Origin of the sequence: Sulfurimonas iocasae (assembly GCF_047716755.1) — a bacterium.
GTDB lineage: Bacteria > Campylobacterota > Campylobacteria > Campylobacterales > Sulfurimonadaceae > Sulfurimonas.
This window is the reverse complement of sequence record NZ_CP180409.1, coordinates 1875141-1898299: the sequence shown is the minus strand read 5'-3', so window position 1 is coordinate 1898299 and position 23159 is coordinate 1875141. Positions and strand designations below refer to the sequence as shown.

The 23159-nt window shown below is 33.8% G+C and carries 31 protein-coding genes; 28 read left to right on the top strand and 3 right to left on the bottom strand.

Annotation, left to right across the window (positions count from 1 at the left end):
• Positions 1 to 20: 20 nt before the first annotated feature.
• From ACLHDE_RS09640 to ACLHDE_RS09590, 11 genes are all read left to right on the top strand, one after another.
• Positions 21 to 404, top strand: a complete 384-nt coding sequence (locus tag ACLHDE_RS09640; protein WP_415396212.1) for a NifB/NifX family molybdenum-iron cluster-binding protein — start codon at positions 21 to 23, stop codon at positions 402 to 404.
• Complete coding sequence (cowN, locus tag ACLHDE_RS09635; protein WP_415396211.1) at positions 404 to 706, top strand: N(2)-fixation sustaining protein CowN; 303 nt, start codon at positions 404 to 406, stop codon at positions 704 to 706. Before ACLHDE_RS09640 ends, cowN begins: the two co-directional genes overlap by 1 nt.
• Before the next feature lie 30 nt (positions 707 to 736).
• Positions 737 to 1474, top strand: a complete 738-nt coding sequence (locus tag ACLHDE_RS09630) for a NifU family protein (protein ID WP_415396210.1) — start codon at positions 737 to 739, stop codon at positions 1472 to 1474.
• Complete coding sequence (locus ACLHDE_RS09625) at positions 1471 to 1836, top strand: NifB/NifX family molybdenum-iron cluster-binding protein (RefSeq protein WP_415396209.1); 366 nt, start codon at positions 1471 to 1473, stop codon at positions 1834 to 1836. The genes ACLHDE_RS09630 and ACLHDE_RS09625 overlap by 4 nt, the downstream gene beginning before the upstream one ends.
• A complete protein-coding gene (locus ACLHDE_RS09620) occupies positions 1833 to 3053 on the top strand; it encodes an FprA family A-type flavoprotein (RefSeq protein WP_415396208.1) in 1221 nt (406 codons plus the stop codon). Before ACLHDE_RS09625 ends, ACLHDE_RS09620 begins: the two co-directional genes overlap by 4 nt.
• Positions 3050 to 3379 (top strand): nitrogen fixation protein NifQ, encoded by a 330-nt coding sequence (locus ACLHDE_RS09615; RefSeq protein ID WP_415396207.1) that lies wholly within the window; start codon positions 3050 to 3052, stop codon positions 3377 to 3379. Before ACLHDE_RS09620 ends, ACLHDE_RS09615 begins: the two co-directional genes overlap by 4 nt.
• Positions 3380 to 3400: 21 nt before the next feature.
• On the top strand, positions 3401 to 4597 hold the full coding sequence (locus tag ACLHDE_RS09610) for a NifS family cysteine desulfurase (protein ID WP_415396206.1): 1197 nt from the start codon (positions 3401 to 3403) through the stop codon (positions 4595 to 4597).
• A 22-nt stretch (positions 4598 to 4619) separates the two neighbouring features.
• Positions 4620 to 5600 (top strand): iron-sulfur cluster assembly scaffold protein, encoded by a 981-nt coding sequence (locus tag ACLHDE_RS09605; RefSeq protein WP_415396205.1) that lies wholly within the window; start codon positions 4620 to 4622, stop codon positions 5598 to 5600.
• A gap of 9 nt (positions 5601 to 5609) precedes the next feature.
• On the top strand, positions 5610 to 6200 hold the full coding sequence (gene clpP / locus ACLHDE_RS09600) for an ATP-dependent Clp endopeptidase proteolytic subunit ClpP (protein WP_415396204.1): 591 nt from the start codon (positions 5610 to 5612) through the stop codon (positions 6198 to 6200).
• A gap of 128 nt (positions 6201 to 6328) precedes the next feature.
• A complete protein-coding gene (locus tag ACLHDE_RS09595; RefSeq protein WP_415396203.1) occupies positions 6329 to 6769 on the top strand; it encodes a globin in 441 nt (146 codons plus the stop codon).
• 81 nt (positions 6770 to 6850) lie between these two features.
• Positions 6851 to 6937 carry a hypothetical protein gene (locus ACLHDE_RS09590; protein WP_415398535.1) on the top strand — a complete coding sequence of 29 codons (87 nt, stop codon included), beginning with the start codon at positions 6851 to 6853 and terminating at the stop codon, positions 6935 to 6937.
• An 11-nt stretch (positions 6938 to 6948) separates the two neighbouring features.
• On the opposite strand, the gene ACLHDE_RS09585 is transcribed toward ACLHDE_RS09590, so the two are convergent.
• Together ACLHDE_RS09585 and ACLHDE_RS09580 are read right to left on the bottom strand one after the other, a co-directional pair.
• A complete protein-coding gene (locus ACLHDE_RS09585) occupies positions 6949 to 7188 on the bottom strand; it encodes a type II toxin-antitoxin system RelE family toxin (RefSeq protein ID WP_415396202.1) in 240 nt (79 codons plus the stop codon).
• Positions 7185 to 7433 carry a hypothetical protein gene (locus ACLHDE_RS09580; RefSeq protein ID WP_415396201.1) on the bottom strand — a complete coding sequence of 83 codons (249 nt, stop codon included), beginning with the start codon at positions 7431 to 7433 and terminating at the stop codon, positions 7185 to 7187. The genes ACLHDE_RS09585 and ACLHDE_RS09580 overlap by 4 nt, the downstream gene beginning before the upstream one ends.
• A gap of 117 nt (positions 7434 to 7550) precedes the next feature.
• On the opposite strand from ACLHDE_RS09580, the gene ACLHDE_RS09575 reads away from it, so the two are divergent.
• The 16 genes from ACLHDE_RS09575 (at position 7551) to ACLHDE_RS09500 (ending at position 21717) form a co-directional block, all read left to right on the top strand.
• Positions 7551 to 8042: a hypothetical protein gene (locus ACLHDE_RS09575; protein WP_415396200.1), complete on the top strand. Its 492-nt coding sequence runs from the start codon at positions 7551 to 7553 to the stop codon at positions 8040 to 8042.
• A 9-nt stretch (positions 8043 to 8051) separates the two neighbouring features.
• Positions 8052 to 8426: a hypothetical protein gene (locus ACLHDE_RS09570; RefSeq protein WP_415396199.1), complete on the top strand. Its 375-nt coding sequence runs from the start codon at positions 8052 to 8054 to the stop codon at positions 8424 to 8426.
• 530 nt (positions 8427 to 8956) lie between these two features.
• Positions 8957 to 9871, top strand: a complete 915-nt coding sequence (gene nifH / locus ACLHDE_RS09565) for a nitrogenase iron protein (RefSeq protein WP_415396198.1) — start codon at positions 8957 to 8959, stop codon at positions 9869 to 9871.
• Between the two features lie 58 nt (positions 9872 to 9929).
• Positions 9930 to 10289: a hypothetical protein gene (locus ACLHDE_RS09560; RefSeq protein WP_415396197.1), complete on the top strand. Its 360-nt coding sequence runs from the start codon at positions 9930 to 9932 to the stop codon at positions 10287 to 10289.
• 29 nt (positions 10290 to 10318) lie between these two features.
• Complete coding sequence (gene nifD, locus ACLHDE_RS09555) at positions 10319 to 11785, top strand: nitrogenase molybdenum-iron protein alpha chain (RefSeq protein WP_415396196.1); 1467 nt, start codon at positions 10319 to 10321, stop codon at positions 11783 to 11785.
• Position 11786: 1 nt separating this feature from the next.
• Positions 11787 to 13334, top strand: a complete 1548-nt coding sequence (gene nifK / locus ACLHDE_RS09550) for a nitrogenase molybdenum-iron protein subunit beta (protein ID WP_415396195.1) — start codon at positions 11787 to 11789, stop codon at positions 13332 to 13334.
• Positions 13335 to 13543: 209 nt separating this feature from the next.
• On the top strand, positions 13544 to 14650 hold the full coding sequence (locus ACLHDE_RS09545) for an aldo/keto reductase (RefSeq protein WP_415396194.1): 1107 nt from the start codon (positions 13544 to 13546) through the stop codon (positions 14648 to 14650).
• A 2-nt stretch (positions 14651 to 14652) separates the two neighbouring features.
• Positions 14653 to 16296 carry an L-aspartate oxidase gene (locus ACLHDE_RS09540; protein WP_415396193.1) on the top strand — a complete coding sequence of 548 codons (1644 nt, stop codon included), beginning with the start codon at positions 14653 to 14655 and terminating at the stop codon, positions 16294 to 16296.
• A 10-nt stretch (positions 16297 to 16306) separates the two neighbouring features.
• The gene (gene nifT / locus ACLHDE_RS09535) at positions 16307 to 16516 is read left to right on the top strand and encodes a putative nitrogen fixation protein NifT (protein WP_415396192.1); all 210 of its coding nucleotides are present in this window, start codon (positions 16307 to 16309) and stop codon (positions 16514 to 16516) included.
• A 104-nt stretch (positions 16517 to 16620) separates the two neighbouring features.
• Positions 16621 to 18144, top strand: coding sequence for a sigma 54-interacting transcriptional regulator (locus ACLHDE_RS09530; RefSeq protein ID WP_415396191.1), 1524 nt, complete (start codon positions 16621 to 16623; stop codon positions 18142 to 18144).
• Positions 18134 to 18673 (top strand): redoxin family protein, encoded by a 540-nt coding sequence (locus ACLHDE_RS09525; protein WP_415396190.1) that lies wholly within the window; start codon positions 18134 to 18136, stop codon positions 18671 to 18673. The genes ACLHDE_RS09530 and ACLHDE_RS09525 overlap by 11 nt, the downstream gene beginning before the upstream one ends.
• Positions 18666 to 19487, top strand: a complete 822-nt coding sequence (locus ACLHDE_RS09520) for an SIR2 family protein (RefSeq protein WP_415396189.1) — start codon at positions 18666 to 18668, stop codon at positions 19485 to 19487. The genes ACLHDE_RS09525 and ACLHDE_RS09520 overlap by 8 nt, the downstream gene beginning before the upstream one ends.
• Positions 19487 to 20704: an ATP-dependent Clp protease ATP-binding subunit ClpX gene (gene clpX, locus ACLHDE_RS09515; RefSeq protein WP_415396188.1), complete on the top strand. Its 1218-nt coding sequence runs from the start codon at positions 19487 to 19489 to the stop codon at positions 20702 to 20704. The genes ACLHDE_RS09520 and clpX overlap by 1 nt, the downstream gene beginning before the upstream one ends.
• Positions 20704 to 21057, top strand: coding sequence for a hypothetical protein (locus tag ACLHDE_RS09510; RefSeq protein ID WP_415396187.1), 354 nt, complete (start codon positions 20704 to 20706; stop codon positions 21055 to 21057). The genes clpX and ACLHDE_RS09510 overlap by 1 nt, the downstream gene beginning before the upstream one ends.
• A gap of 137 nt (positions 21058 to 21194) precedes the next feature.
• Positions 21195 to 21449 (top strand): type II toxin-antitoxin system Phd/YefM family antitoxin, encoded by a 255-nt coding sequence (locus ACLHDE_RS09505; RefSeq protein ID WP_415396186.1) that lies wholly within the window; start codon positions 21195 to 21197, stop codon positions 21447 to 21449.
• Positions 21439 to 21717, top strand: coding sequence for a type II toxin-antitoxin system RelE/ParE family toxin (locus tag ACLHDE_RS09500; RefSeq protein ID WP_415396185.1), 279 nt, complete (start codon positions 21439 to 21441; stop codon positions 21715 to 21717). Before ACLHDE_RS09505 ends, ACLHDE_RS09500 begins: the two co-directional genes overlap by 11 nt.
• Before the next feature lie 213 nt (positions 21718 to 21930).
• On the opposite strand, the gene ACLHDE_RS09495 is transcribed toward ACLHDE_RS09500, so the two are convergent.
• Positions 21931 to 22815 (bottom strand): DMT family transporter, encoded by an 885-nt coding sequence (locus ACLHDE_RS09495; protein ID WP_415396184.1) that lies wholly within the window; start codon positions 22813 to 22815, stop codon positions 21931 to 21933.
• Between the two features lie 203 nt (positions 22816 to 23018).
• On the opposite strand from ACLHDE_RS09495, the gene ACLHDE_RS09490 reads away from it, so the two are divergent.
• Complete coding sequence (locus ACLHDE_RS09490) at positions 23019 to 23150, top strand: hypothetical protein (protein WP_415396183.1); 132 nt, start codon at positions 23019 to 23021, stop codon at positions 23148 to 23150.
• The last annotated feature ends 9 nt before the right edge of the window (positions 23151 to 23159 follow it).

Here is a 23159-nt window from a genome sequence, read left to right as displayed (position 1 = left end):
TATATTCAAAGGAAAAATATATGTTAGCAATACCACTAGATAAAAATAAATCGACAACAATATCAAAGCTTTTTGGAAATGCACCGTATTTCGCACTTTATAATGGTTCTAAGCTAAATGTAGTAAAGAATGAAGTATGTGGAAAAGGACCCCAGAGTGCAAAGTTCTTAAAAGATTTAGGTGCAACATCTACAGTCTATTATCATATGGGAGAGGGTGTTTATAACGCTTTTGTGGAAAATGAGATAGATGTATATTCATCACAGCATCAAGAGTATTTAATCTCTCAAGCTTATGAGATGTTAGAGTCTGATGATTTAGTAAAACTCAATGGGAGCAATTACAAAGAGTTTCTTGATCCAGGAAGCAATGGTGAATGTAAATGTGGATGCGAGAATAGTTAATGGAAGAGTTAAAAGACAGGTATTTAACTTTTAGTAATATCGATTGCTATGGAAATGCATCATTGGTTCTTGACGCTATGAATGAACTCTTTAAGCTAAAACCAGAATCAAAAAATGAGCTTTGGATTAGATTCATGAACAAAATCCCTCAAAACTACAAAGAAGTATTTAAAAAAGATGAAGGGCATGATACCTTGTATTTAGTCTGTGCAAACGTATTTTATATATCTGACCTTTTTGAGGAAAATGATTTTGAAAAAGGTATAGAAGTGCTAGATCAAGTTGAACTAGAATGTTGTTAGAAAAAGAAACTATACAAAGGAATAAATCTTATGAAACACACAGAAGCATTAAGAGCATATAAACAAAAAGATTTTGAAAAAGCATATAGTATTTGGGATGAAGAAGCTAAAAATAATAATGATCAGGCCATGACAAATATAGGGCTGATGTATTTAAAAGGTGAGGGTGTAAGCAAAGACTTCACTAAAGCAAGAGAGTGGTTTCTTAAAGCTAGTGAGTATGATAATGAATCTGCAAACTACAACTTAGCACTTATATATCAGACAAAACTTGGGGTTGAAGAGGATAGTGAAAAAACTCTTCTTTACTTTAGAAAGGCTGTGAGAAAAAATCATCAAGGTGCAAACTTTAGACTTGGTCTTATACTTCTTAAAGATAGGACAGATGAGACACTGGTAAAAGAGGGTTTTACATGTATGTTAAATGCAGCAAAATCAAATCATCCTATGGCACTTGCTCAAATGGGTGGTGTAGATAAGGAACCAAACACTTCTGCAAAGTTAAATGAAGTATTTAGAAACCATAGTAAAGCCAAACAGTTAGAAGTTATAGATGATGCAGTTGAGAGATATATTAGACCTATACTTGTAAAAGACGGTGGTAATATTGTACTGCTTGACTATATCAATGATCCTGAGATAGAGATAAGACTTGCTTATCAGGGTAACTGCGCAGGTTGTTCAATGGCTTCTACATCTACGTATGAGCTGATAATGAGCACTCTGTCTCAGGTCATAGATGAAAACATTCGGTTGTATGTAATATGATTAAAATAGCTTTTGCCTCAAAAGATGGAAAATTAGTAAATGAGCATTTTGGTTGGTGTGAGAAATTTTATATCTACACTCTTGATGAAGAGAGTTATGAGCTCATTAGTGAAGTTGATTCATCTAAAGTCTATGAAGCAGAAGTTGATAAGTTAGAATATAAAATAGAGTGTATAGATGCCAGCGATATACTTTATGTGACCAAGATAGGTCCAAAAGCTGCAAATATGGTAAAGATTGCAGGAACATATCCTTTGAAGTCTTCTAGTGAAGATGAAAAGATAGAAGATGTTTTACAATCACTTCAAAAGCTCATGAAAAACAGTCCTCCACTTTGGTTAAAAAGGATACTTTTAAAATGAGCAGAGCAGTCGAGGTAAGTAAAGATATTTACTATATTGGAGTTAGTGATCCTGATATTAGAACATTTGATATCATCATGAAAACTGCAAACGGTACTACATATAACGCTTACCTCATTAAAACTGTGGATGGTGTAATCATCTTAGATACTGTTAAAGAAGAGTTTTCTGACGAGTTTTTCTCTAAAGTAGAATCTCTATGTTCATATGATGAAATCAAATATATTATTATGCATCATTTAGAGCCTGACCATAGTGGTGCACTACCTGAGTTAACAAAAAGAGCACCGGATGCAAAGGTGTTTATATCTCCAATGGCTCAACCGATGTTAAAGTCAATCGCAAAAACCGACAATATGAAGTTTGAAACTGTCTGGACAAACAAAGAGCTTACTCTTGGTGGTAAAACACTAAAGTTCTTAAGTACACCAAACCTTCACTGGCCTGAGACGATGAGCAGTTATTTAGTTGAAGATAAGATTCTTTTTAGCGGTGATGTATTTGGTTCACACTACTACGATAACAGACTATTTGATGATTTAGTAGGTGATTTTAACTACGCTTTTAAGTACTACTACGACCATATTATGAGACCGTTCAAAAGTGATGTGATTAGAGCGCTTTCACTTTATGAGACTCTTGATATAGAGACTATTTGTAATCTTCACGGCCCCATAATAAGAAAAAACCCAAGTAAATATATGGAGCTTTATAAAAAGTGGAGCTCTACAGAAGATAGACTTCATGGCAAAAAAATCATCTCTATATTTTATGTAACAAGTTATAAAAATACTAAAAATATGGCTCATAGCATCTATGAGGGTGTTGAAGCAGATGAAAATTTAATAGCAAATATATATGACATGACTGCCCTTGATGAGCAGAATATGATAACAATACTTGAAGAGAGTACAGGAATACTTATCGGCTCTCCAACAATCAACGGGGATGTTCCCAAACCTGTATGGGATCTTCTTAGCTGCATGATGTTACTGGAAAAAAAAGGTAAGTTTGGTGGATGCTTTGGCAGTTATGGCTGGAGCGGTGAGGCTGTTGAGATGATGAACTCAAGACTAAAAGCATTAAAGTTTCGTGTACCGCTTGAACCCATGAAAATCAAGCTTATTCCTACAAAAGAGGAATTACATAACTGTTATGTTTATGGTGTTGAGTTTGGTGAAATGGTAAACGGAAAAATGGTGGAGATGACATTATGACAAAAGCATATATTAGTACAAACAATATTTTGGAAGTTAAGGTTACAAATTTGTTGCAATCCTATGCAAAAGATGAGTATAGCAAAACGGAAGTTGCACCACACCTTGCAAAAGTATCCTTAGAGATGAATCATTTATATGAAGATTTAGGATTTAAAAACCGTATTGAGATGGGAAGATACATGAAAGAGCACTTCCCAAAACTGAGTGAGATAAAACCTGCAGATACACTTTGGAAAAAGTATATTTACGACTTAATAGGTGAAACAGCTCCTGCCTGTGCAGATTGTAATGATAAAGAGACATGTTTTGCATGCCGAGTATAAAATTTAATTCAAAGGAATAGTATGGAAGTTTATTTAGATAATAACGCAACGACAAAGGTTGATGAAAAAGTTTTTGAGGAGATGAAACCATTCTTTTGTGAGGTTTACGGAAACCCAAACTCTCTACATAGTTTTGCATCTAAGAGTCACAGCAAAATGGTTGAGGCCTTAGACTATCTTTACGATGGAATCGGTGCTGCTGATGAGGATGATATTATTATTACATCAAACGCAACAGAGGCAAATAACTGGGTTGTTAAAAGTGTTTGGCTGGATAAGATTTTAGATGGAGATAAAAATCACATTATCACAAGTGAAGTAGAACATCCTGCCATAACTGCGGCATGTAATTTTTTAGAAACAAAAGGTGTAGAAGTAACTTACTTAAATGTAAATGCAGAGGGTGTTCTAGAAGCTAAAGTAGTTGAAGACGCTATAAAAGATGACACTGCTTTAGTCTCAATCATGTGGGCTAACAATGAGACAGGAAAACTTTTTCCTATAAAAGAGATTGGTGAGATATGTAAAGCTAAGGGTGTACTCTTTCATAGTGACGCAACTCAAGCAATCGGAAAAGTAACGGTAGATGTTCAAGATGCAAATGTAGACTTGATGAGCTTTTCTGCTCATAAATTTCATGGACCAAAAGGTGTGGGTGGACTCTATATAAAAAAAGGAGTTGAACTTACTCCTCATATGCATGGTGGAAATCAGATGGATGGCAGACGAGCAGGAACAGTTGATGTTGCATCTATGATTGGTATGGGTAAAGCTATGCACTTGGCTACAAATACTATGGCTATAGCGTATGAAAAAAATCATGTTGGAATGCTTAGGGACAAACTTGAACGTGCAATCTTGAAACTCCCTGACACAATTGTAATAGGTGGAACTGGGAATCGTACGCCAAATACAACTCTAATATCTATTAAGGGTGTCGAAGGTGAATCTATGCTTTGGGATTTAAACCAAAATGGCATCGGAGCATCTACGGGTTCTGCATGTGCGAGTGAAGAGTTAGAAGCAAATCCAGTAATGAATGCTTTTGGAAGTGACAGTGAACTGGCTCACACAGGAATCAGGTTCTCTTTAAGTAGATTTAACACAGAAGAGCAGATAGATTATGCTATCAAACATATAACAGATGCAGTGCATAGACTTAGAAATATATCAAGCTCATATGCATATACACCAAAAAATCATCATAGTGAATTATAAAAAAAATTAAAAGGATATACAGATGGCAAAAGGAAGTTTAGTAAGCGGATCAATTTGGGATGAGTATAGTAGTGTAGTGGTTAACAGGATGAATAATCCACAACATCAAGGTCACATAACAGAAGAAGAAGCTGAGGCGATGAATGCAAGTCTGATAGTTGCTGATTTTGGTGCTGAGAGTTGTGGAGATGCTGTTCGTCTTTACTGGGCAGTTGAGAATGATAGTGAAAAAATAGTCGGTTCAAAGTTTAAAAGTTTCGGGTGTGGTACAGCGATAGCATCTAGTGATATTATGACTGAATTATGCATGAACAAAACTGTAGATGAAGCTGTAAAGATAACAAATATAGATGTTGAAAAAGCGATGCGAGACACTCCTGATGTTCCGGCAGTTCCACCTCAAAAGATGCACTGTTCAGTTATGGCTTATGATGTAATCAAAAAAGCTGCTGCAACTTATAAAGGTGTAGATATGAATAGTTTTGAGACAGAACACATCATTTGTGAGTGTGCCAGAGTAACTCAAGACACTTTAGTAGATGTAATTAAAATAAATGACTTGAAAACTATAGAAGAGATTGCAGATTTTACTAAAGCGGGAGCATTTTGTAAGTCTTGTATCAAACCAGGTGGACATGAGGCAAAAGATATTTATCTTTCTGATATACTAAAAGATACCAGAGAAGAGATGGAGCGTGAGAGATTGACTGCACTTGCAAACGCCACACCAGATGAAAAAGCTGATTTTGCTTCTATGGGTCTTGTTCAGAAAATCCGCGCAGTAGATGCTGTAGTAGAAGAGTATGTACGTCCTATGCTCATCATGGATGGTGGAGATATGGAAGTCATAGATATTAAAGAAAACGAAGAGTTCTATGATATTCACATAAAATATCTTGGTGCATGTTCTACATGTTCAACAGGAAGTACAGGAACTCTTTTCGCAATAGAAAGCACACTAAAACAAAACCTTGATGACAACATCAGAGTAATGCCAATATAAGGAGCAGATATGAGTTATATCCCATATGTAGTAGAACAAAGCGGTCGCGGTGAGAGAAGTTATGACATTTACTCAAGACTTTTAAAAGATAGAATCATCATGCTTAGCGGAGAGATAAATGATGCTGTAGCATCTACTGTAGTGGCTCAACTTCTTTTTTTAGAGGCTGAAGATCCTGAAAAGGATATATATCTTTATATCAACTCTCCGGGTGGAGTAATAACAAGTGGGATGAGTATCTTTGACACTATGAACTATATACGATGTGATGTAACTACTATCTGTATAGGTCAAGCTGCATCTATGGGAGCATTTTTACTAAGCTCTGGAGTTAAAGGAAAGAGATACTCTCTTCCACACTCAAGAATCATGATACACCAACCACTTGGTGGAGCACAAGGTCAAGCTACTGACATTGCAATACAAGCAGAAGAGATTCTGAAAATCAGAGATATTTTAAACTCTCTTATTGCTAAGCAAACAGGCAAGAGTGTAAAAACTATTGCAAAAGATGTAGAGAGAGACAACTTCATGAGTGCAGATGCTGCTAAAGCGTATGGTCTTATTGATGAGGTTATTACAAAAAGTAAAGTGGAATAATATTTTTATTATTCTATTTTACATCTTACATATAAACAACTTTTAATTTTTACTTCTTCCAAACTTCTAGCAATATATATTTAACCAAATAGTGTAGAATGTTTTCAAAAAAATATACAAGGATATTTATGAATCTTATAATTACAGAGGCCAATTTAAAATCACCAAACCTTACAGTCATCAAACCTAGTCCAGACTTTTTAATTGAAGTAGGTGAAGAGCGTTTTCGTAAACTTGTTAATGACCATTATGAATTAATTCGTGGTAGTGATATATCCTTTATGTTTCCAATTGAATATGAAGATGAATTTGAAAAAGTAAAAAAACATGCAGCAGATTTTCTGATTCAAATTTGTGGTGGAGTAAATTATTATGCTCAAACACGTGGAGACTCTCGTATGCTTTCTCGTCATGCACGCTTTCGAATAGAAGAAAAGGGACGGAAAACCTGGTTAGAATGCTATGCTACTTTATTGAAAGAACTTGAAAAAGAAAATATCAGCACTAAAAGCATACAGTCATTTTGGAATTATTTAGATAGTTTTTCTATGGTATTGATTAATACATAAATATTTATCAAAATATTTCCTTTCTCACAGATATAATGTGATTTACCAGCCACTGATATCGCTATTCAAGCCCAAGAGATTTTGAGAATCAGAGATATTTTAAACTCTCTTATCGCCAAGCAGACAGGCAATAGTGCAAAAACTATTGCACATAGTAAGGTGGAATAAGGTTCTATAGACTACTTATAAATATCACCACGACTATCAACTTTTAAAATTTTTATTTCATCTTCATTCATATGAAATAAAACTCTATATTTTGATATTCTAAGTCTATAAATTGGAGGTATATCATTTCCAGTCATTTTTTTAATATCCCCATTTGGGATACTGTTTATAGATTCAAAAATTTTGACTTGTAGCTTCTTTTGATAAGTTGCAAACTTTTTCTCAAATGTTTTTGAATATGAAATTTTCATAAGTTAAATTTTTTACTAAACTCATCTTGAGATGAAAAATCATCATTTTTCAAAATTGATAAAACTTCTTTTTCATCATTAGCCTCTAAAAGAAGTTCAACTTGAGCTTTTTTTTCTTTACTTTTATCAAGATATTCACTTAAACTCTCACGAATCATCTGTGATATTGACTTGTTTTCTAAAAAACTAAATGCTCTAGCTTTCTCATAAAGAGTTTCATCAATAGTTAAATTCAATCTATGCATCCATACTCCTTTACATAGTGATGTATTAGTGTATTATAGCATAAATTGATATTATGTACATTTAAAAGTAGGACTCTGGAATGATAAAAGATGGAGATTCACTCACAGAGGTGTAATTTGGGTGGAAAGGTTGTTGTTAAAGGGGTTGTGAAAAGTATTGATGTTCCTAAAGTTAAAACAGATGTTGTTGTAAGCAAAACGCCACAAGAGTTAAACTATAATGCTAGGAGTGGTGTTAAATTAATAGCAAATCCAGACAAAATTACCACAATATTAGGAAGGTATGATACAGATTCTTCTAAGATAATTGATGAACTAAATTATTTCAAAACATTAGACTTTGAAGCAAAACAAGGTGGATTTAATGTTTTAAATACACCAGATAACTTGTTTAAAAGTCCTGAACAATTTTGGAATGATTATAATAAGTCATTTTTGGATAAGGCTATAGAACGTGGTAATGATATAGTATTAATGACTAAGCCTGAAGCTAAAGTTTTGAGAGATGTAGATAGTGGCAAAATTACGGGATTTGGTCGAGAGATAAAATATCTTGAGGCAAAAGGATATACATATGATTTACAAAGTAATATTATGGTTAAAAGATAAGGAAATAAAATGGTAGAAAGATTTAGAGAAAATTTTTATATTGTCAAAGAAAAACTTTTAATAATAGGGTTCAGAATAGATGAAGAACGTGATTATGGAGTTACTTTTGGTAATGGAACTAACTGGAAAATTCTTTTGAATTGTGATAAATATGGAAAAGGTTGTGATATATTACTACTTAACATAAGTTTTAATGATATTGAAATTAGTAGAGAGGGTCTTTCTATATATTTTATACTACAAGTTTTTGGCTTAGATGTATTGTATAAAAACATACCTTTGCCAAAAATTATGGACTTTATAATTGAAAATAAAGATAAACTTTTTGATGAAACATTACCTTATAAAGAGGCTTATGATGAATTAAATAAAATACCTGATTAAGTTACACCACTCGTATAATACTAAATAGCTAAAAAAGCTATAATTTAAACAATAAAAAATATCTACATGTAGAACCAAACTAAAAGAAAGTCAGATTTAAAATGTGTAAACTTTCTTGTTCCTATCACTCCAGCCTGAGAATGGGTACAAACCTATACATGTGGAAGTAAAAAACTAAAATATGAAAACATTAATAATATAATAAGTTGTATCATTTAGTTTAAAATGATACGGTAAATAATTTAATTCCAATACTTTACTCAAGTACGAAGTAAAACCAATATCTTATTATTTACATATTTCGCACAAGAAAACATTTTTGTAAAGATAAAATATGCAAAATTGTAGTCAAATATATAAAAGATATTTTTCTTCTAAAAAAGGACAAAAAAGCTCCTAATTTCTTTTATAACCCCTAAAATAAGTCTCTGCAGAGAAATTTACAAATTCTTTTACCCCAGATTAGAAGCTAGGGAACACTATATGTAATGTTATCTTCGAAACAAAATTATTCAACAAGAGGAGACGATATGGCTGAGTTAAGACAAATCGCATTTTACGGAAAAGGTGGGATTGGTAAATCTACTACATCTCAAAATACACTAGCGGCAATGTGTCACTATTATGGACAAAAGATTTTAATTGTTGGTTGTGACCCAAAAGCAGATTCTACTAGACTTATTTTACATGAGAAAGCTCAAAATACAATTATGCAACTAGCTTCTGAGGCTGGTACGGTTGAAGATCTTGAATTAGAAGATGTATGTAAGCCAGGTGCTGCAGAATTTAATCCTGAAGATGATGAGATTACTGAAGGTTATATCATGTGTACAGAGTCTGGTGGTCCAGAGCCTGGAGTTGGTTGTGCAGGTCGTGGTGTTATTACAGCGATTAATTTTCTTGAAGAAGAGGGTGCTTATGATGATGAATTAGACTTCGTATCTTATGACGTTCTTGGTGATGTTGTTTGTGGTGGTTTTGCTATGCCAATTCGTGAAGGTAAAGCTCAAGAGATTTATATCGTTATGTCTGGTGAGATGATGGCAATGTATGCTGCTAATAATATTTCTAAAGGTATTTTAAAATACGCTAATACTGGTGGTGTTCGTCTTGCAGGTCTTGTATGTAATGCACGTATGACTGACCGTGAGTATGATCTTGCTAAACAATTAGCAAAAGCTATCGGTACTCAAATGATTCACTTCGTACCTCGTTCAAATCACGTTCAACGTGCTGAACTTCGTCGTATGACTGTTGTTGAGTATTCTCCAAATCATGATCAATCAATGGAGTACAAAGAATTAGCTAGAAAAATTATTTCAAATGATTTAAAAGTTATTCCTGAACCATTAGAAATGGATGATCTTGAAGCACTTCTAATGGAGTATGGTCTAGAAGAAGATGCTGATGAAGCAATCGTTGGACAAAAAGAGAGTGACTATTAATTCTTAATAGGATTGTAGTTCAAAATTAAAAATTAAATAATAAAAAAAAGGAATTAATATGTTTATATGTGGTTATCATTTTCCAGCAAGTGAAGGAATCGATGTGTCTTTTGACAAAGTTATAGAAAAAGTAAATGAAGGTGTTGAACCAGCTGGTAAAGTTGTTACTTTAACTGGTGAAACTGCGAAAGGTGAAGTTGTAGTAACTCTAGAAGTTCCAGCTGGAACTTTCGCTCATACTGCTTTTATTGATTTTTATGAAAAATCAGATGTTATACCTATTGATGATACAAAAATGATTTATTACACTAATAAATATCAAATTAGTGAAATCTCTAAATCAGTAGATGGCGCTGTTACAAAAGACTTATGTAAAAACTTAGACGATATGAATCTATATAGAGTTAAAGTAGCTTAATAAGCTACTTAACTCACAAAGGAGAAGAAATGGGACCAGAATCATTAGAAAGCTTACAACAAGAAGCTATCGCAGAGATTTTAGAGGTATATCCTGCTAAAGCTGCGAAAAATAGGGCAAAACACTTAGGTATAGATACTCCAGAAGGTGTTAAAGGTGCTTGTGACACAACAAGAAGTAATAAACAGACTGTTCCTGGTGTAATGAGTCAACGTGGTTGTGCTTACGCAGGAAGTAAAGGTGTTGTTTGGGGACCGATTAAAGATATGATTCATATCTCTCATGGACCGGTTGGATGTGGACAATACTCAAGAGCCGGTAGAAGAAACTACTATATCGGTACTACAGGTATAGATACATTCGTAACTATGAACTTTACAACTGACTTTAGCGAAAAAGATATTGTATTTGGTGGAGATACTAAACTTAAAAAAGCTCTAACAGAGATTGATGAGTTATTTCCATTAAACAACGGTATTTCTATCCAGTCGGAATGTCCAATCGGTCTAATCGGTGATGATATTCAAGCGGTTGCAAAAGTACATAAGAAAGAGAGTTCTAAACCAACTATAGCAGTTTCTTGTGAAGGTTTTAGAGGTGTTTCTCAATCACTTGGGCATCACCTTGCAAATGACGCGATTAGAGATGAAGTTATGTCAGATACATCTGCAAGAAGTGAATTTGAATCTACTGAGTATGATGTTTCAATTATCGGTGATTATAATATTGGTGGAGATGCATGGGCAACTAGAGTTTTACTTGAAGAGATTGGTCTTCGTGTTATTGCTCAATGGTCAGGAGATGCTACATATAAAGAGATGGCAATTGCTCCTAAATCAAAACTAAACTTACTTCACTGTTACCGTTCTATGAACTATATTTCTCGTCATATGGAACAAGAGTTTGGTATTCCTTGGATGGAGTATAACTTCTTTGGACCGAGTAAAACTACAGAGTCTTTAAGAAAAATCGCTGAGTTCTTTGGACCTGAGGTTCAAGCTAAAGCTGAAGAAGTAATCGCTAAATATACAAAAATGACTGATGAAGTTGTTGCTAAATATAAGCCTGTACTAGCGGGTAAAAAAGTAATGCTTTATGTTGGTGGTTTACGTCCTCGTCACGTTATTGGCGCATATGAAGATCTTGGTATGGAAATTATCGGTACTGGTTATGAGTTTGGACATGGTGATGACTATAAAAGAACTAAAGAAGATATAGAAAGAAGTACTCTTATATATGATGATGTTAATGAGTATGAGTTAGAAAAATTTGTAAAAAAATTAAAACCAGACTTAGTTGCGGCTGGTGTTAAAGAGAAGTATGTATTCCAAAAAATGGGACTACCGTTTAGACAGATGCACTCTTGGGATTACTCTGGTCCTTACCACGGGTATGACGCATTCGCAATTTTTGCAAAAGACATGGATTTAGCTATGAACTCTCCTGTTTGGAATCATACTAAAGCACCATGGGACACAAAAGAAGTAGGAGCTTAAGATGCAAGACGTAGATAATATTGTAAACGGACAGAAATTATTTTTAAAAGAAGAGTATCAAACTTCTTTAACAGCTAAAAAAGAGTTTGAAGGATCTATGGGTAGCATAGATCCTACTAAAGTTGACGAAGTTCAAAAATGGACTGAGTCATGGGAATATAGAGAGAAGAACCTTGCTCGTGAAGCTATTACGGTTAACCCTGCAAAAGCTTGTCAGCCACTAGGTGCTATTATGGTTGGTTTAGGTTTTGAAAACACTATGCCTTATGTTCATGGTTCTCATGGATGTGTTGCATACTTTAGATCATACTATACAAGACACTTTAAAGAACCGACTCCTGTTGTATCTGACTCTATGAGTGAATCAGCAGCGGTATTTGGTGGTCTTTCAAATATGAAAGATGGTTTACGTAACTGTAATGCTATGTATAAACCTGAGATGATATCTGTTAGTACAACTTGTATGGCAGAAGTTATCGGTGATGACTTAAATGCGTTTGTTCTAGGTGCTAAAGAAGATGCTGAGGGTGAATTAGATGATACTGTTATCACTTATGCTCATACTCCTTCGTTTGTTGGTTCTCATATCACTGGTTATGATAATATGATGAAAGCTACTCTAGAGCAGCTTAATCCTCCAAGAGCTGAAAAAGTTGTTGAAGAGGGTCGTATCAATATTATTCCTGGATTTGAACCATACCTTGGTTCTTTAGTAGAAATTAAAGAGATAGCTGCTGAGTTTAGTGATAAGATTCATATGATTGGTGATCATGAAGCTCAGTGGAATACTGGTGCAGGTGAGTATCAACTATATGCTGGTGGTACACCACTTGAAATTGCTAAAACTGCTATCAATGCTGAGACTACTATATCATTACAAAAATATTCTACAGTACAAACTGCTAAGACTATTAAAATCAAATGGAAACAAGGGTTTGAGTCTTGTAATCCAATAGGTCTTTCAGGTACTGATGAGTTTGTAATGATGTTATCTAAGCTTACTGGTAAAGACGTTTCTGATTCACTGAAATCACAACGTGCTCAACTTGTAGATGCTATGCAGGATTCTTATCCATATATGCATGGTAAAAAGTTTGCAATCTATGGTGATCCTGATTTCTTACTTGGTCTTGTTTCATTTATTGTTGAGATGGGTGGTATTCCAACTCACGTTCTTTGTAACAATGCTCCAAGAAAAGGTTGGGGAGCAGATATGCAAGCAATCATTGATAAATCTCAATGGGCAGCTGATTGTCAAATCTGGCCTGGTAAAGATTTATGGCATTTAAGAAGTTTACTATTTACTGAACCTGTTGATTTTATGATTGGTAATGTATATGGTAAAGAGCTTTACCGTGATACTAAAACACCTCTAATCAGAATAGGTTTCCCTATTTTTGACAGACACCACCTACATAGATATTCTATTAGTGGTTACAAAGGTGCTCTAAACCTTCTGACTTGGATTACTAACTCTGTGTTAGACCAGTTAGACGAAGAAACAAAAGATGTAGCTGAGACGGACTACTTCTTTGACTCTGTAAGATAGAGAGTTAAATTCTACATTCTCCAAAGCTAGAAGAGATTTTCTTCTAGCTTTTTTTTTGCCCCCACATCCCAAAGGAATAGTTCTTGAATATATAATAGTAAATTACTCAAAGGATTATATATGGAAATGATTATTTTACCAGCAACGATTTTGATTTATCTAAGCTTGATAATCCTATATACAAATAAAACACATAAAAAGCTTTCGTAATGGGATTTGCTACATTTGAAGAAACTTATGGATTTGCTAAAAAGTTTTCTAATTACAAAGATTTTTACATAAAACATAATGATTTAATATTTTCAAAACTTGGTCTTGGAACTTTTAATAAAGAGCCATATAAAGAAGAAAACTATGTTTTTCACTACATTGAAGCTGTAAAGCAGGCGGTAAGAAGTGGGATAAATCTTATAGATACTGCTAGTAACTACAGGTATGGACAGAGTGAAAAAGAGATAGGTGAAGCTCTACAAGAGTTAATGGCATCTGAGGAAGTAAAAAGAGAAGAGTTGATTATCTGCTCTAAAGGCGGTTTTATACAGCTTGATTTCCCCTTTCCTAAAAATCCATATACTTGGATAAGTGAGAATGTAATCGAATCAGGTCTGGCATCTAAAGAAGATATAGAGCTGGATCAACACTGTATGACACCAGATTTTTTAGAATACTCTTGTAAAAAAAGCTTGGATAATTTAGGAGTTAAACAACTCGATATTTACTATCTGCACAATCCTGAGATGCAAATGATAAAGTATGGTAAGAAAGAGTTTTATAAACGTATTGAAAAAGTTTTTAAAAGGTTTGAGAAGTTAGCTGATGATGGTCTTTTTAAAAGTTATGGAGTAGCTGTTTGGAACGGCTTTACAGCTGAAAATGATGAGTTGATAAGTTTGGAGAAACTACTGGAGACTGCCGTAAAAGTCGGAGGTAAAAATCATAGATTTAAGTATATACAACTTCCCTTTAATATGGGAAAAACAAATGCATATACTACCCAGACGCAAGTTGTTGATAATGAAGAGTGTACAATTTTTCAAGCTGCACACAGGTTAGGAATAGGGATTATAGGTTCATCTGCACTACTTCAAATGAATCTATTTAAAAAGTCATTTTCCCCAGAGAGTGGCGTAGTATTAGATGATACGATGACTCTAACGAGTGATATTCAATTGGCACTTCAGTTTGCGCGTTCTACACCAGGATTGGTTAGTTCACTATTTGCATCAAAAGTACCGGTACACATCAAAGAAAACTGTGAAATATCAAAAATAAAAGCAGTTTCAAGAAGTAAATATGATTTACTATACAGGCTTTAGTTTTGATATATGATGTAATCGTTGTAGGTGGAGGTATTGCAGGTCTTATGGCTGCTATTGAAGCAAAAAGCAGTACAAATAAAGTAGCTGTACTAACCAAAGGTAATCTGTTTAAATCAAATAGCTCACTTGCTAGTGGTGGAATAAATGCAGTACTAAATAAAAACAACAGTGATGAAATAGATAAACATACATATGATACGTATAAAAGTAGTTTTGGACTTGGAGATAAAAAGGCCATTAGTTATATGTGTCACAAAGCACCAAAGATAATGCAAAAACTGGTTGAATATGGTGTAGAGTTTGATAAAGATGAAAACAAACGAATAGCTCAAAGAAGTTTTGGCGGGGGAAGTTCTAAAAGAACTTGTTTTGTCGGAGATAAAACGGGTTCTGCAATTATGCAAGTTCTTATTAAAAAAGCTAAAAGTCTAGGTATTACATTTTTGGTAAACAACTTTGTACTCAACATTACCAGCTTGGATAATAGAGTAAGCGGTGTAGTCGTTATTAGAAGATTTGACTCTTCAGTTATGGTATATCCGGCAAAATCGGTTGTTTTAGCAGGTGGAGGATATGCCGGAATCTATAGAGGATTCAGTACTAATGCTCAAGACAATTGCGGAGATATGATTGCGATTGCCCTAAGAGCAGGGTTAAATATAAAAGATATGGAGTTCGTTCAGTTCCATCCTACAGGCTTGGATAAGAGTAGTTACTTAGTTAGTGAAGCAGCACGCGGTGAAGGCGGATACTTAGTTAACAGTGATGGAAAAAGGTTTGTTGATGAACTCTCAACTAGAGATGTTGTTAGTCGTGCAATCATAAAAGAGATTGAAAAAGGCAAAGATGTATTTATTGATTTAAGACATTTGAGTGAAGAACATATACAAACTAAACTTCCATCACTTTATAAGACTGCATATACGCAAGCAGGAATAGACATAACAAAAGAGTTGCTTAGAGTTAAACCTCTTGCTCACTACAGTATGGGCGGTATAGAAGCTAATATGACAAAAACAAAGATGAGGGGTCTTTATGTATGCGGTGAGTGTGCAGTAAATGGAGTACACGGTGCTAACCGTTTAGGCGGAAACTCACTTTTAGACGGTGCAGTGTTTGGAGAGTTGGCAGGTAAAAATGCACGAAATTTTTCTATGAACAAAGAGTACTTGCCAATTGACTATAACAGGGTTGTCCAAGATCAAAAGATGGTTGATTTTATTTTTGATAAAGAGAGTACAAAAAACTTTAATTCTATGAGAATAACTATGGGTAAAACAATGTTTGAATATGCCGGAATTCATAGAAGTGAGGCTAGTTTAACTAAGGCATTTGATTATTTAAAATATTTAAGAAGAGAGTCGTTAACTCTTCACTGCATAGATAAAAGTAGACAAAATAATGTAGAGTTAATAGCCATATTGGAGCTAAGAAATGCACTTGAAGTATCAGAAGCTGTAGTTCTTGGTGCATTGAAGAGAGAAGAAAGCAGAGGTGCTCACAGTAGAGATGATTATTTATCAGCAGATGATCAATATAAAAAATCTATTTTAATAAATGAGCTTAAAAAAGGATATTTCAAAGTTTGGTATGAAGATAGTGGTTTCACACAGATAATAAGAAAATTTTTTACAAATCAATAAAGGATAAAAAATGGCAAAAGTAATGTTAAGAGAAAGTGCATCAGAAATATTTTTTTATATAGCAAAAAAAGATATGGAAGAGACTATAGAGAGTATTGAGTTTAGTAGTGATGAAAAGTGGGGTGGTGAAGTTGAGCTAAGCAATGGTGAAGTTTGGTGGATAGAACCGGGACCTAAAAATTTACCAAGAGAATCTGTCTGCAAAAAAATTGCTAACTGATGAATAAATAGACAAGAAGCTGTTTGTATAATGTACTTATAAGGGTATAATTAAATAATATAAAAAATATAAAAAATATAAAAAATAAAATAAAGATATGTATTATGATTACAAAATGCGACCACTGTTTAACACATAAAGAATTATTAGTTTTATATGATATCGCTTCATTGATATCAGACTCAAGAGATATCCAAAAGTCATTAGAGAAATCTTTACTGGCTCTAAAAAACTCTCTTCAACTAGAGAACTGTGTAATATTTAAACTCGAAGATGAGATGCTTAATGTTTTTGCCTCAATAGGTTTTAATAAACATCAAAAAGTTATCTCAGAATATAAACTAGGAGAGGGTGCTACGGGTCTTGCTGCAAAGAGTATGGAACCTATAGTAATTGAGAACATACACAATGACATTCTATTTTTAAACAAATCAGGAAATAAAAATAGTGAGACAATCTCTTACATAGCTGTACCTCTGATAGCTGAAAACGACGTAATTGGAGTTATAGGCGCTAATCTGACAAAGTCTACAGAAATAGATTTTGAGCAGACTGTAAGAATATTATCAATAATAAGTTCTTTGTTTGCACAATATATAAATTCAAGTATATCCATTGAGCAGGAAAAAGATAGACTTAAAGAGCTAAAGCTCTATTATAAAATGGAATGGGATTCAAAAGTGCATAACTTTGGAGATATTATCGGTGACAGCAAAGAGATGCAAAATGTTTATCAAGTAATTGAGAGAATCGCTCAAAGTGATGTGACTATTTTAGTTCGCGGTGAGACAGGTACAGGTAAAGAACTTGTGGCTGCTGCAATTCATAAAAGAAGTAAAAGGAATGATGAGCCTTTTATAAAGCTAAATTGTGCAGCTATTACAGATACTCTTTTAGAGAGTGAGCTTTTTGGACATGAAAAAGGGGCATTTACAGATGCTAAGGAGACAAGAAAAGGAAGGTTTGAGCTAGCTGATGGTGGGACACTCTTTTTAGATGAGATTGGCGATATATCTGCATCTGCACAGGTAAAATTACTCCGTGTACTCCAAGAACGTGAGTTTGAAAGAGTTGGTGGCGGTAAGACTATACGCGTAAATGTAAGGCTTGTAGCCGCTACAAACAGAGATCTGGAACAGATGGTAAAAGATGGTGAGTTTAGAGAAGACCTTTACTATAGACTAAATGTTATACCTATAGATTTACCTCCATTAAGAAAAAGAGGCGAGGATATAAAACTTCTTGTCAACTTCTTTTTAGAGAGATCTATGCAAAACCATAAAAAAGTAATAAGTATCACGGATGAAGCAATGGGTAAGTTAATGGCATATCCATGGCCTGGAAATGTTAGAGAACTTGAAAATACAATAGAGAGAATAGTTCTTATGGGTAATGAAAATGGCATAACAGCTTCGGACATGATGCTTCTTCTTCCGGCTCTGAATAATGAAAAATTGATTAATGAATATTGTCCAGTTCCATTAGAGAACAAAACTCTTGATGAACTGGAAAAAGAGGCTCTTAAAAATGCATTACAGAGCAGTAATGGTAATCAAGTAGAAGCTGCAAAGATTCTCGGTATTACGCAAAGACAAATGGGGTATAAGATGAAGAAATATGGAATCTAAAATAATATATAAAGATGAGCTTTTAGAGCTTTGTGATGATTTTATAGATGTTGGCTATATGGCTGAGAATATTGATGTCCAAGATTTGAATGGAGAGAGAGTAGAGATAAAAAGAAGTCATTTGGATAAATCTATGACTATCCTCGTATCATTTGCAGATGCTAAAGATGAGTTTATTTCAGAGATTTTAAAAATAGATGAGTTTCTTAGTAATATCAAAGTTCCATTAAATGCATATATGATTTTTGATAAAGGTGCCACTGTACAGACTGTTTTAAAAAATAAACTTAATGCATTTAAAGTAGTTTTAGATGCAGATGATGAGTTTGGGAACATGTACGGTACGAAACTTGTAAGTGGTTCCCTAGAGGATAAGTTAACTAAGTCTCTGTTTTTAATAAGTAAAGATGGAGCTATCTTTTATCTTGACATGCCAAACGATTTAAATAAAGAGTTTGATTTAGAGAGATTAAGAGTTGAGTTAAACAAGGCCTACGTTAGCTATACAGGAGTTGGATGTCATGGATAATATAATACAAAAACTTGAAAGTGGGACTTTAGTTCCATTCATAGGTATGGGTGTCTTTGAAAATACAAAAGCAAAAGATGGCAGTACAATACCGTACGACAGCGACAGTATGATACTTGCACTAAATAATGGTCGTGCAATGAGCGACAGACTTATGTACGAGTACAGTAGAGCTGCTATGAGTTTAGAGCAGAGAAAAGGTAGAGAGTTTATAGTGCAAATGACAAATCATATATATGCTTCAAAAGAGTATGATCTGCCATTTACATATGAGTTTTTAAAAGCTATTAAACCAAAGTATATGATAGATACAAATGTAGATGATAGTGCTTGTAAAATATATGAAGATGTAGATCACTTTATGATTACAGGCACATCAAGAATCAGTGCCGAATATGATAGGTTTATAATATATAAGTTTGACGCCGGTTCTAAAGAGTACAAGCTAATCGAAAAAGAAGAGTTAAATGACTCCTTGCCGATTCTGTTTAAACCTATGGGCTGTATGATTCCTGAGATGAATTTTATAATAAGTGATGCAGATTTTGTTGACTGGCTAACCGAAGCTATGGGTGGATATGCTCTTCCTCCGTTTTTAAAAGAGTACAAAAAAGAGAAGTCTTACATGTTCTTAGGTACAGACTTTTCTCGTGATACTTTTAGAATGGTAGCTCATGAAATAACACTTGGACTTAAAGAAGGTCTAATGGTTACAAAAAAAGATGAACTTACAAAAAAAGAGAACAAATTTGTAAATATGCACAACCTTGAAGTTATAAATGAAGATTGTGATACTTTTTTAAAGAGTCTGTAATGAGTAGCGAATATATTTGTGACTTTTGTGGAAAGGGTGTCCAAGAGGTTCAAAAGATATTTAGTGCCGAAAATGCACATATTTGTAATGAATGTATCGGTACTTGTTCTGACATAATGTCAAAAGAAGAGTTAAGAAAAGAAAGAGCAGAGTTTCAAAAAGGTCTCAATATACCTACTCAGATAAAAGAGCATCTGGATAACTATGTCATAGGACAAGAAGAAGCCAAAAAAGTCCTCTCAGTCGCTCTTTACTCACACTACAAAAGAATTGACAAACCGATATTTAAGAATGTAGAAATAGAGAAAAGTAATATACTCCTCATCGGTCCAACAGGTAGCGGTAAAACACTTTTAGCAAAAAGTTTAGCAAAAATTATGAATGTGCCCTTTGCAGTTGCAGATGCTACCGCTCTTACAGAAGCAGGATATGTAGGTGAGGATGTAGAGTCCATTTTGTCACGTCTTTTAGCATCTGCTGATTTTGACATTGAGAGAGCCCAAAATGGTATCATCTATATAGATGAAATCGACAAAATTGCAAATAAAAGTGAAAGTGCAACAAGTGGAAGAGATGTAAGTGGTGAGGGAGTTCAGCAGGGTCTTCTTAAGATACTAGAAGGCGGAGAGGTATACGTTCCGCTAAAAGGAAGCAGAAAAAGTTCATCTGCAGAGACAATTTTGTTTGACACTACTCATGTTTTGTTTATCTGTGGAGGTGCATTTGTAGGTTTAGTTAAAGATGCAAATGACAAAAAAAGCAAACAACCTAAAAAGATGGGGTTCTTAACCAATAGTGATGATGAATTGAGATCTGAGGATGTTGAGTCTAAAGATCTTATAAACTTTGGTCTTATTCCGGAGTTCATAGGTAGAATCCCTGTTATAGCAACACTAAATCAGCTCTCAATAGAGGACTTAATTAAAGTCCTGACTGAGCCAAAAAATGCGATTACAAAACAGTACCAGGCTCTATTTGAATTAGATGGCATTAATTTAGAGTTTACTGAAGATGCATTAGAGTCCATAGCACAAATGGCAGATGAAAAAGGTGTAGGAGCTCGTGGATTAAGAGGAATAATTGAGAAGATAATGTTGCCTCTTCAATATGAACTACCAGCAAAAGATAATGTAGAAGGCTGTGTTATTAGTAAAGATTTTATAGAAGGCAAGAGCGAAATAAAATTAAAATTAATAAATAAAAAGGAGGCTAACTAATGGATGATCAATCAACAGTTTATGAGTGGGCGAAAACATATAAGTTTAGTGAGGAAGAGATTCAGTATGCTACAATTTTAGCACTTAAGATTTTGGATGATGAGTGCAAGATGGACTATGACAACTATAACCTTTTTATGTCGGTATATGATGGTATAAAAGATAAAATAAATTCACCATTCAATCTTAGCGTACACAGCATAATTGACTTAGCAAGAGCAGATGACCCAATCAAAGCTTCATCTGTCTATAGAGATATGATAGGTGAGCTTAGAATCGCTATGATGAAAGATATGAAAAAACCAATTATGAAGGCATATAAAAACTTGGTTTGGGATGTCTCTAACTGCTAAACTGTCACCGGCGGTGATAAAATAGGCAGTATAAAAGTCTGCTATGTAGCTCAAAATAGAACAAGTTGAAAAAAATTCTATACATCTTTGAATAAATATGCTAAAATGACAGAAACCTGTCATAGAAAAGGATTAATATGCAAGCTGTAAACTACACAAATGCCCGCAACAATCTTAAGACTTTGATTGATGATGCATGTGATAATGATGAAGAAATTATCATAACTACTAAAAATGATAAAAGTGTTGTATTAATTTCACTTGATGAATACAATAGAACCCATGCTGCTTTGAAACGTGAAGTCCAAGAATCAATAAAAGAAATCCAAAGAGGAGATATTATTGGTATTGAAGAAGCTTTTGATAAGGTTCTAGCTAAATATGAAAATTGATTTTTCTCAAAAAGCGTATCAAAGGCTTGAGGCATTAGCAGAATATATTTATCAACAAAGTGGATCAAAAAAGACGACAGTTTCTTATCTAAAAAAGTTGCGTCAATATATTACCCAGACTCTCAATCATTTTCCCCAAGCAGGCAGACCCAGCGCGGAACTAGCACCAAATACTAGAAAATTAGTGTATCAAGGTTTTAGTATTATATACCGTATCTCAGATGAGCGTATAGAAATCCTCACAATTTACCGTGAAAATCTTTATTGATATTCACTTTTGATTTTATGTTTTGTTCCAAAAATAACAAGTTGTTGAACTTTTTTTACACTCATCTTTTTATCCTTGCTTTTTATATTTATATTTTATCATTTTTAGGAATAAGAAAACTGATTTTACTGGTTCTGTTTTTGGGATTTATTATACTAAACTCACACAACTATCTAATACACCAGAAGGAGATTTGATTACTGAATGGTTACCCTAGCTCTTTTTTACGAGTAATCCACCAAGTACAATAAGTCCTACTCCACAAAAAGTCCAAAAATCTGGAAATGCATCACCCATCATATATCCAAAGCCAATAGCAAAAGGAATATTTGTATAACTCACAATACCGATAATACCTGCATGAGACAGACTATATGCTTTTGTGAGTAACCACTGAGAAAGAGTTGCAATCGTACCAATCAGTAAAATAAGTAACCATACATGAAAACTTGTAGGCATTATAAACTCTTCAAAAAGAAAAGAAATAGATTTTGGAGGATCGATATATGGTGCTATAAAGAAAAGCATAACTGGAAGTAACACACCTGTTATAGCAAAAGAGAGCACTATAGTTCGTGCGTCGTAAATATTCTTGATTTTTTTAATTGTTGTATAAGCTGCAGCAGCTAGAAATCCTCCTAATACTCCTAAAAAATATTCGTAGCCAAGTGTTAATCCAACTGGCTTGGTAATAAGCAAAACTCCACCAAAACCAATAAAAAGAGCTAATATGGCTGCTTTAGAGAGACGTTCATTAAGAAGAAAAAAAGCCAAAATAGAGACAAAAAGAGGCGATGTTTCATTTAGTGTAATTGCCATCCCAAGGGGAATTGTCGCAATCGTGTAAAAAAATAGTATCATAGCACTAAAGCCGAGTATACCACGTAAAAACAGCATAAGGGGTTGTCCACCTGGAAGTTTTGTAGGTGTATGTTTAAGCATCGCAAATAAAAATAACATCCCTATAATACTTCTAAAAAAAACTATCTCCAATGCCGACATATCATTACTAAGCATTTTAGTAAGTGCCCCGTTTAGTGCTGCTACTAATGCACTAAGTAACATAAACAATGCACCTTTATCAATTCTATTTATCATATCTTACCTATAACCTTATAATTTTCGAAATTGTAACAGTGTAAACTTAACTCAGCTTATGGTTGCCAAAGAGAAACTTCTCATTAGCATGACAGTAATTATAGTGTTTATATTACTTCTAAACTTATTGTAAAATCACTTTGGAATGTTCCCTATAAACTAGACAATTATATCTTCAATAACCTCTTATTTTTGGAACAAAATTGACTGTTCTAAAGCTTGTTCCATTAAGAGATGAATTTTGGAACAATCATCTTCTTGTTCCAAAACCTACAGGTTGTAGTAAAAGAGTTGATGATGATATATTAATAGATTCTCATAAATCTATTTACTAGGTATAATGT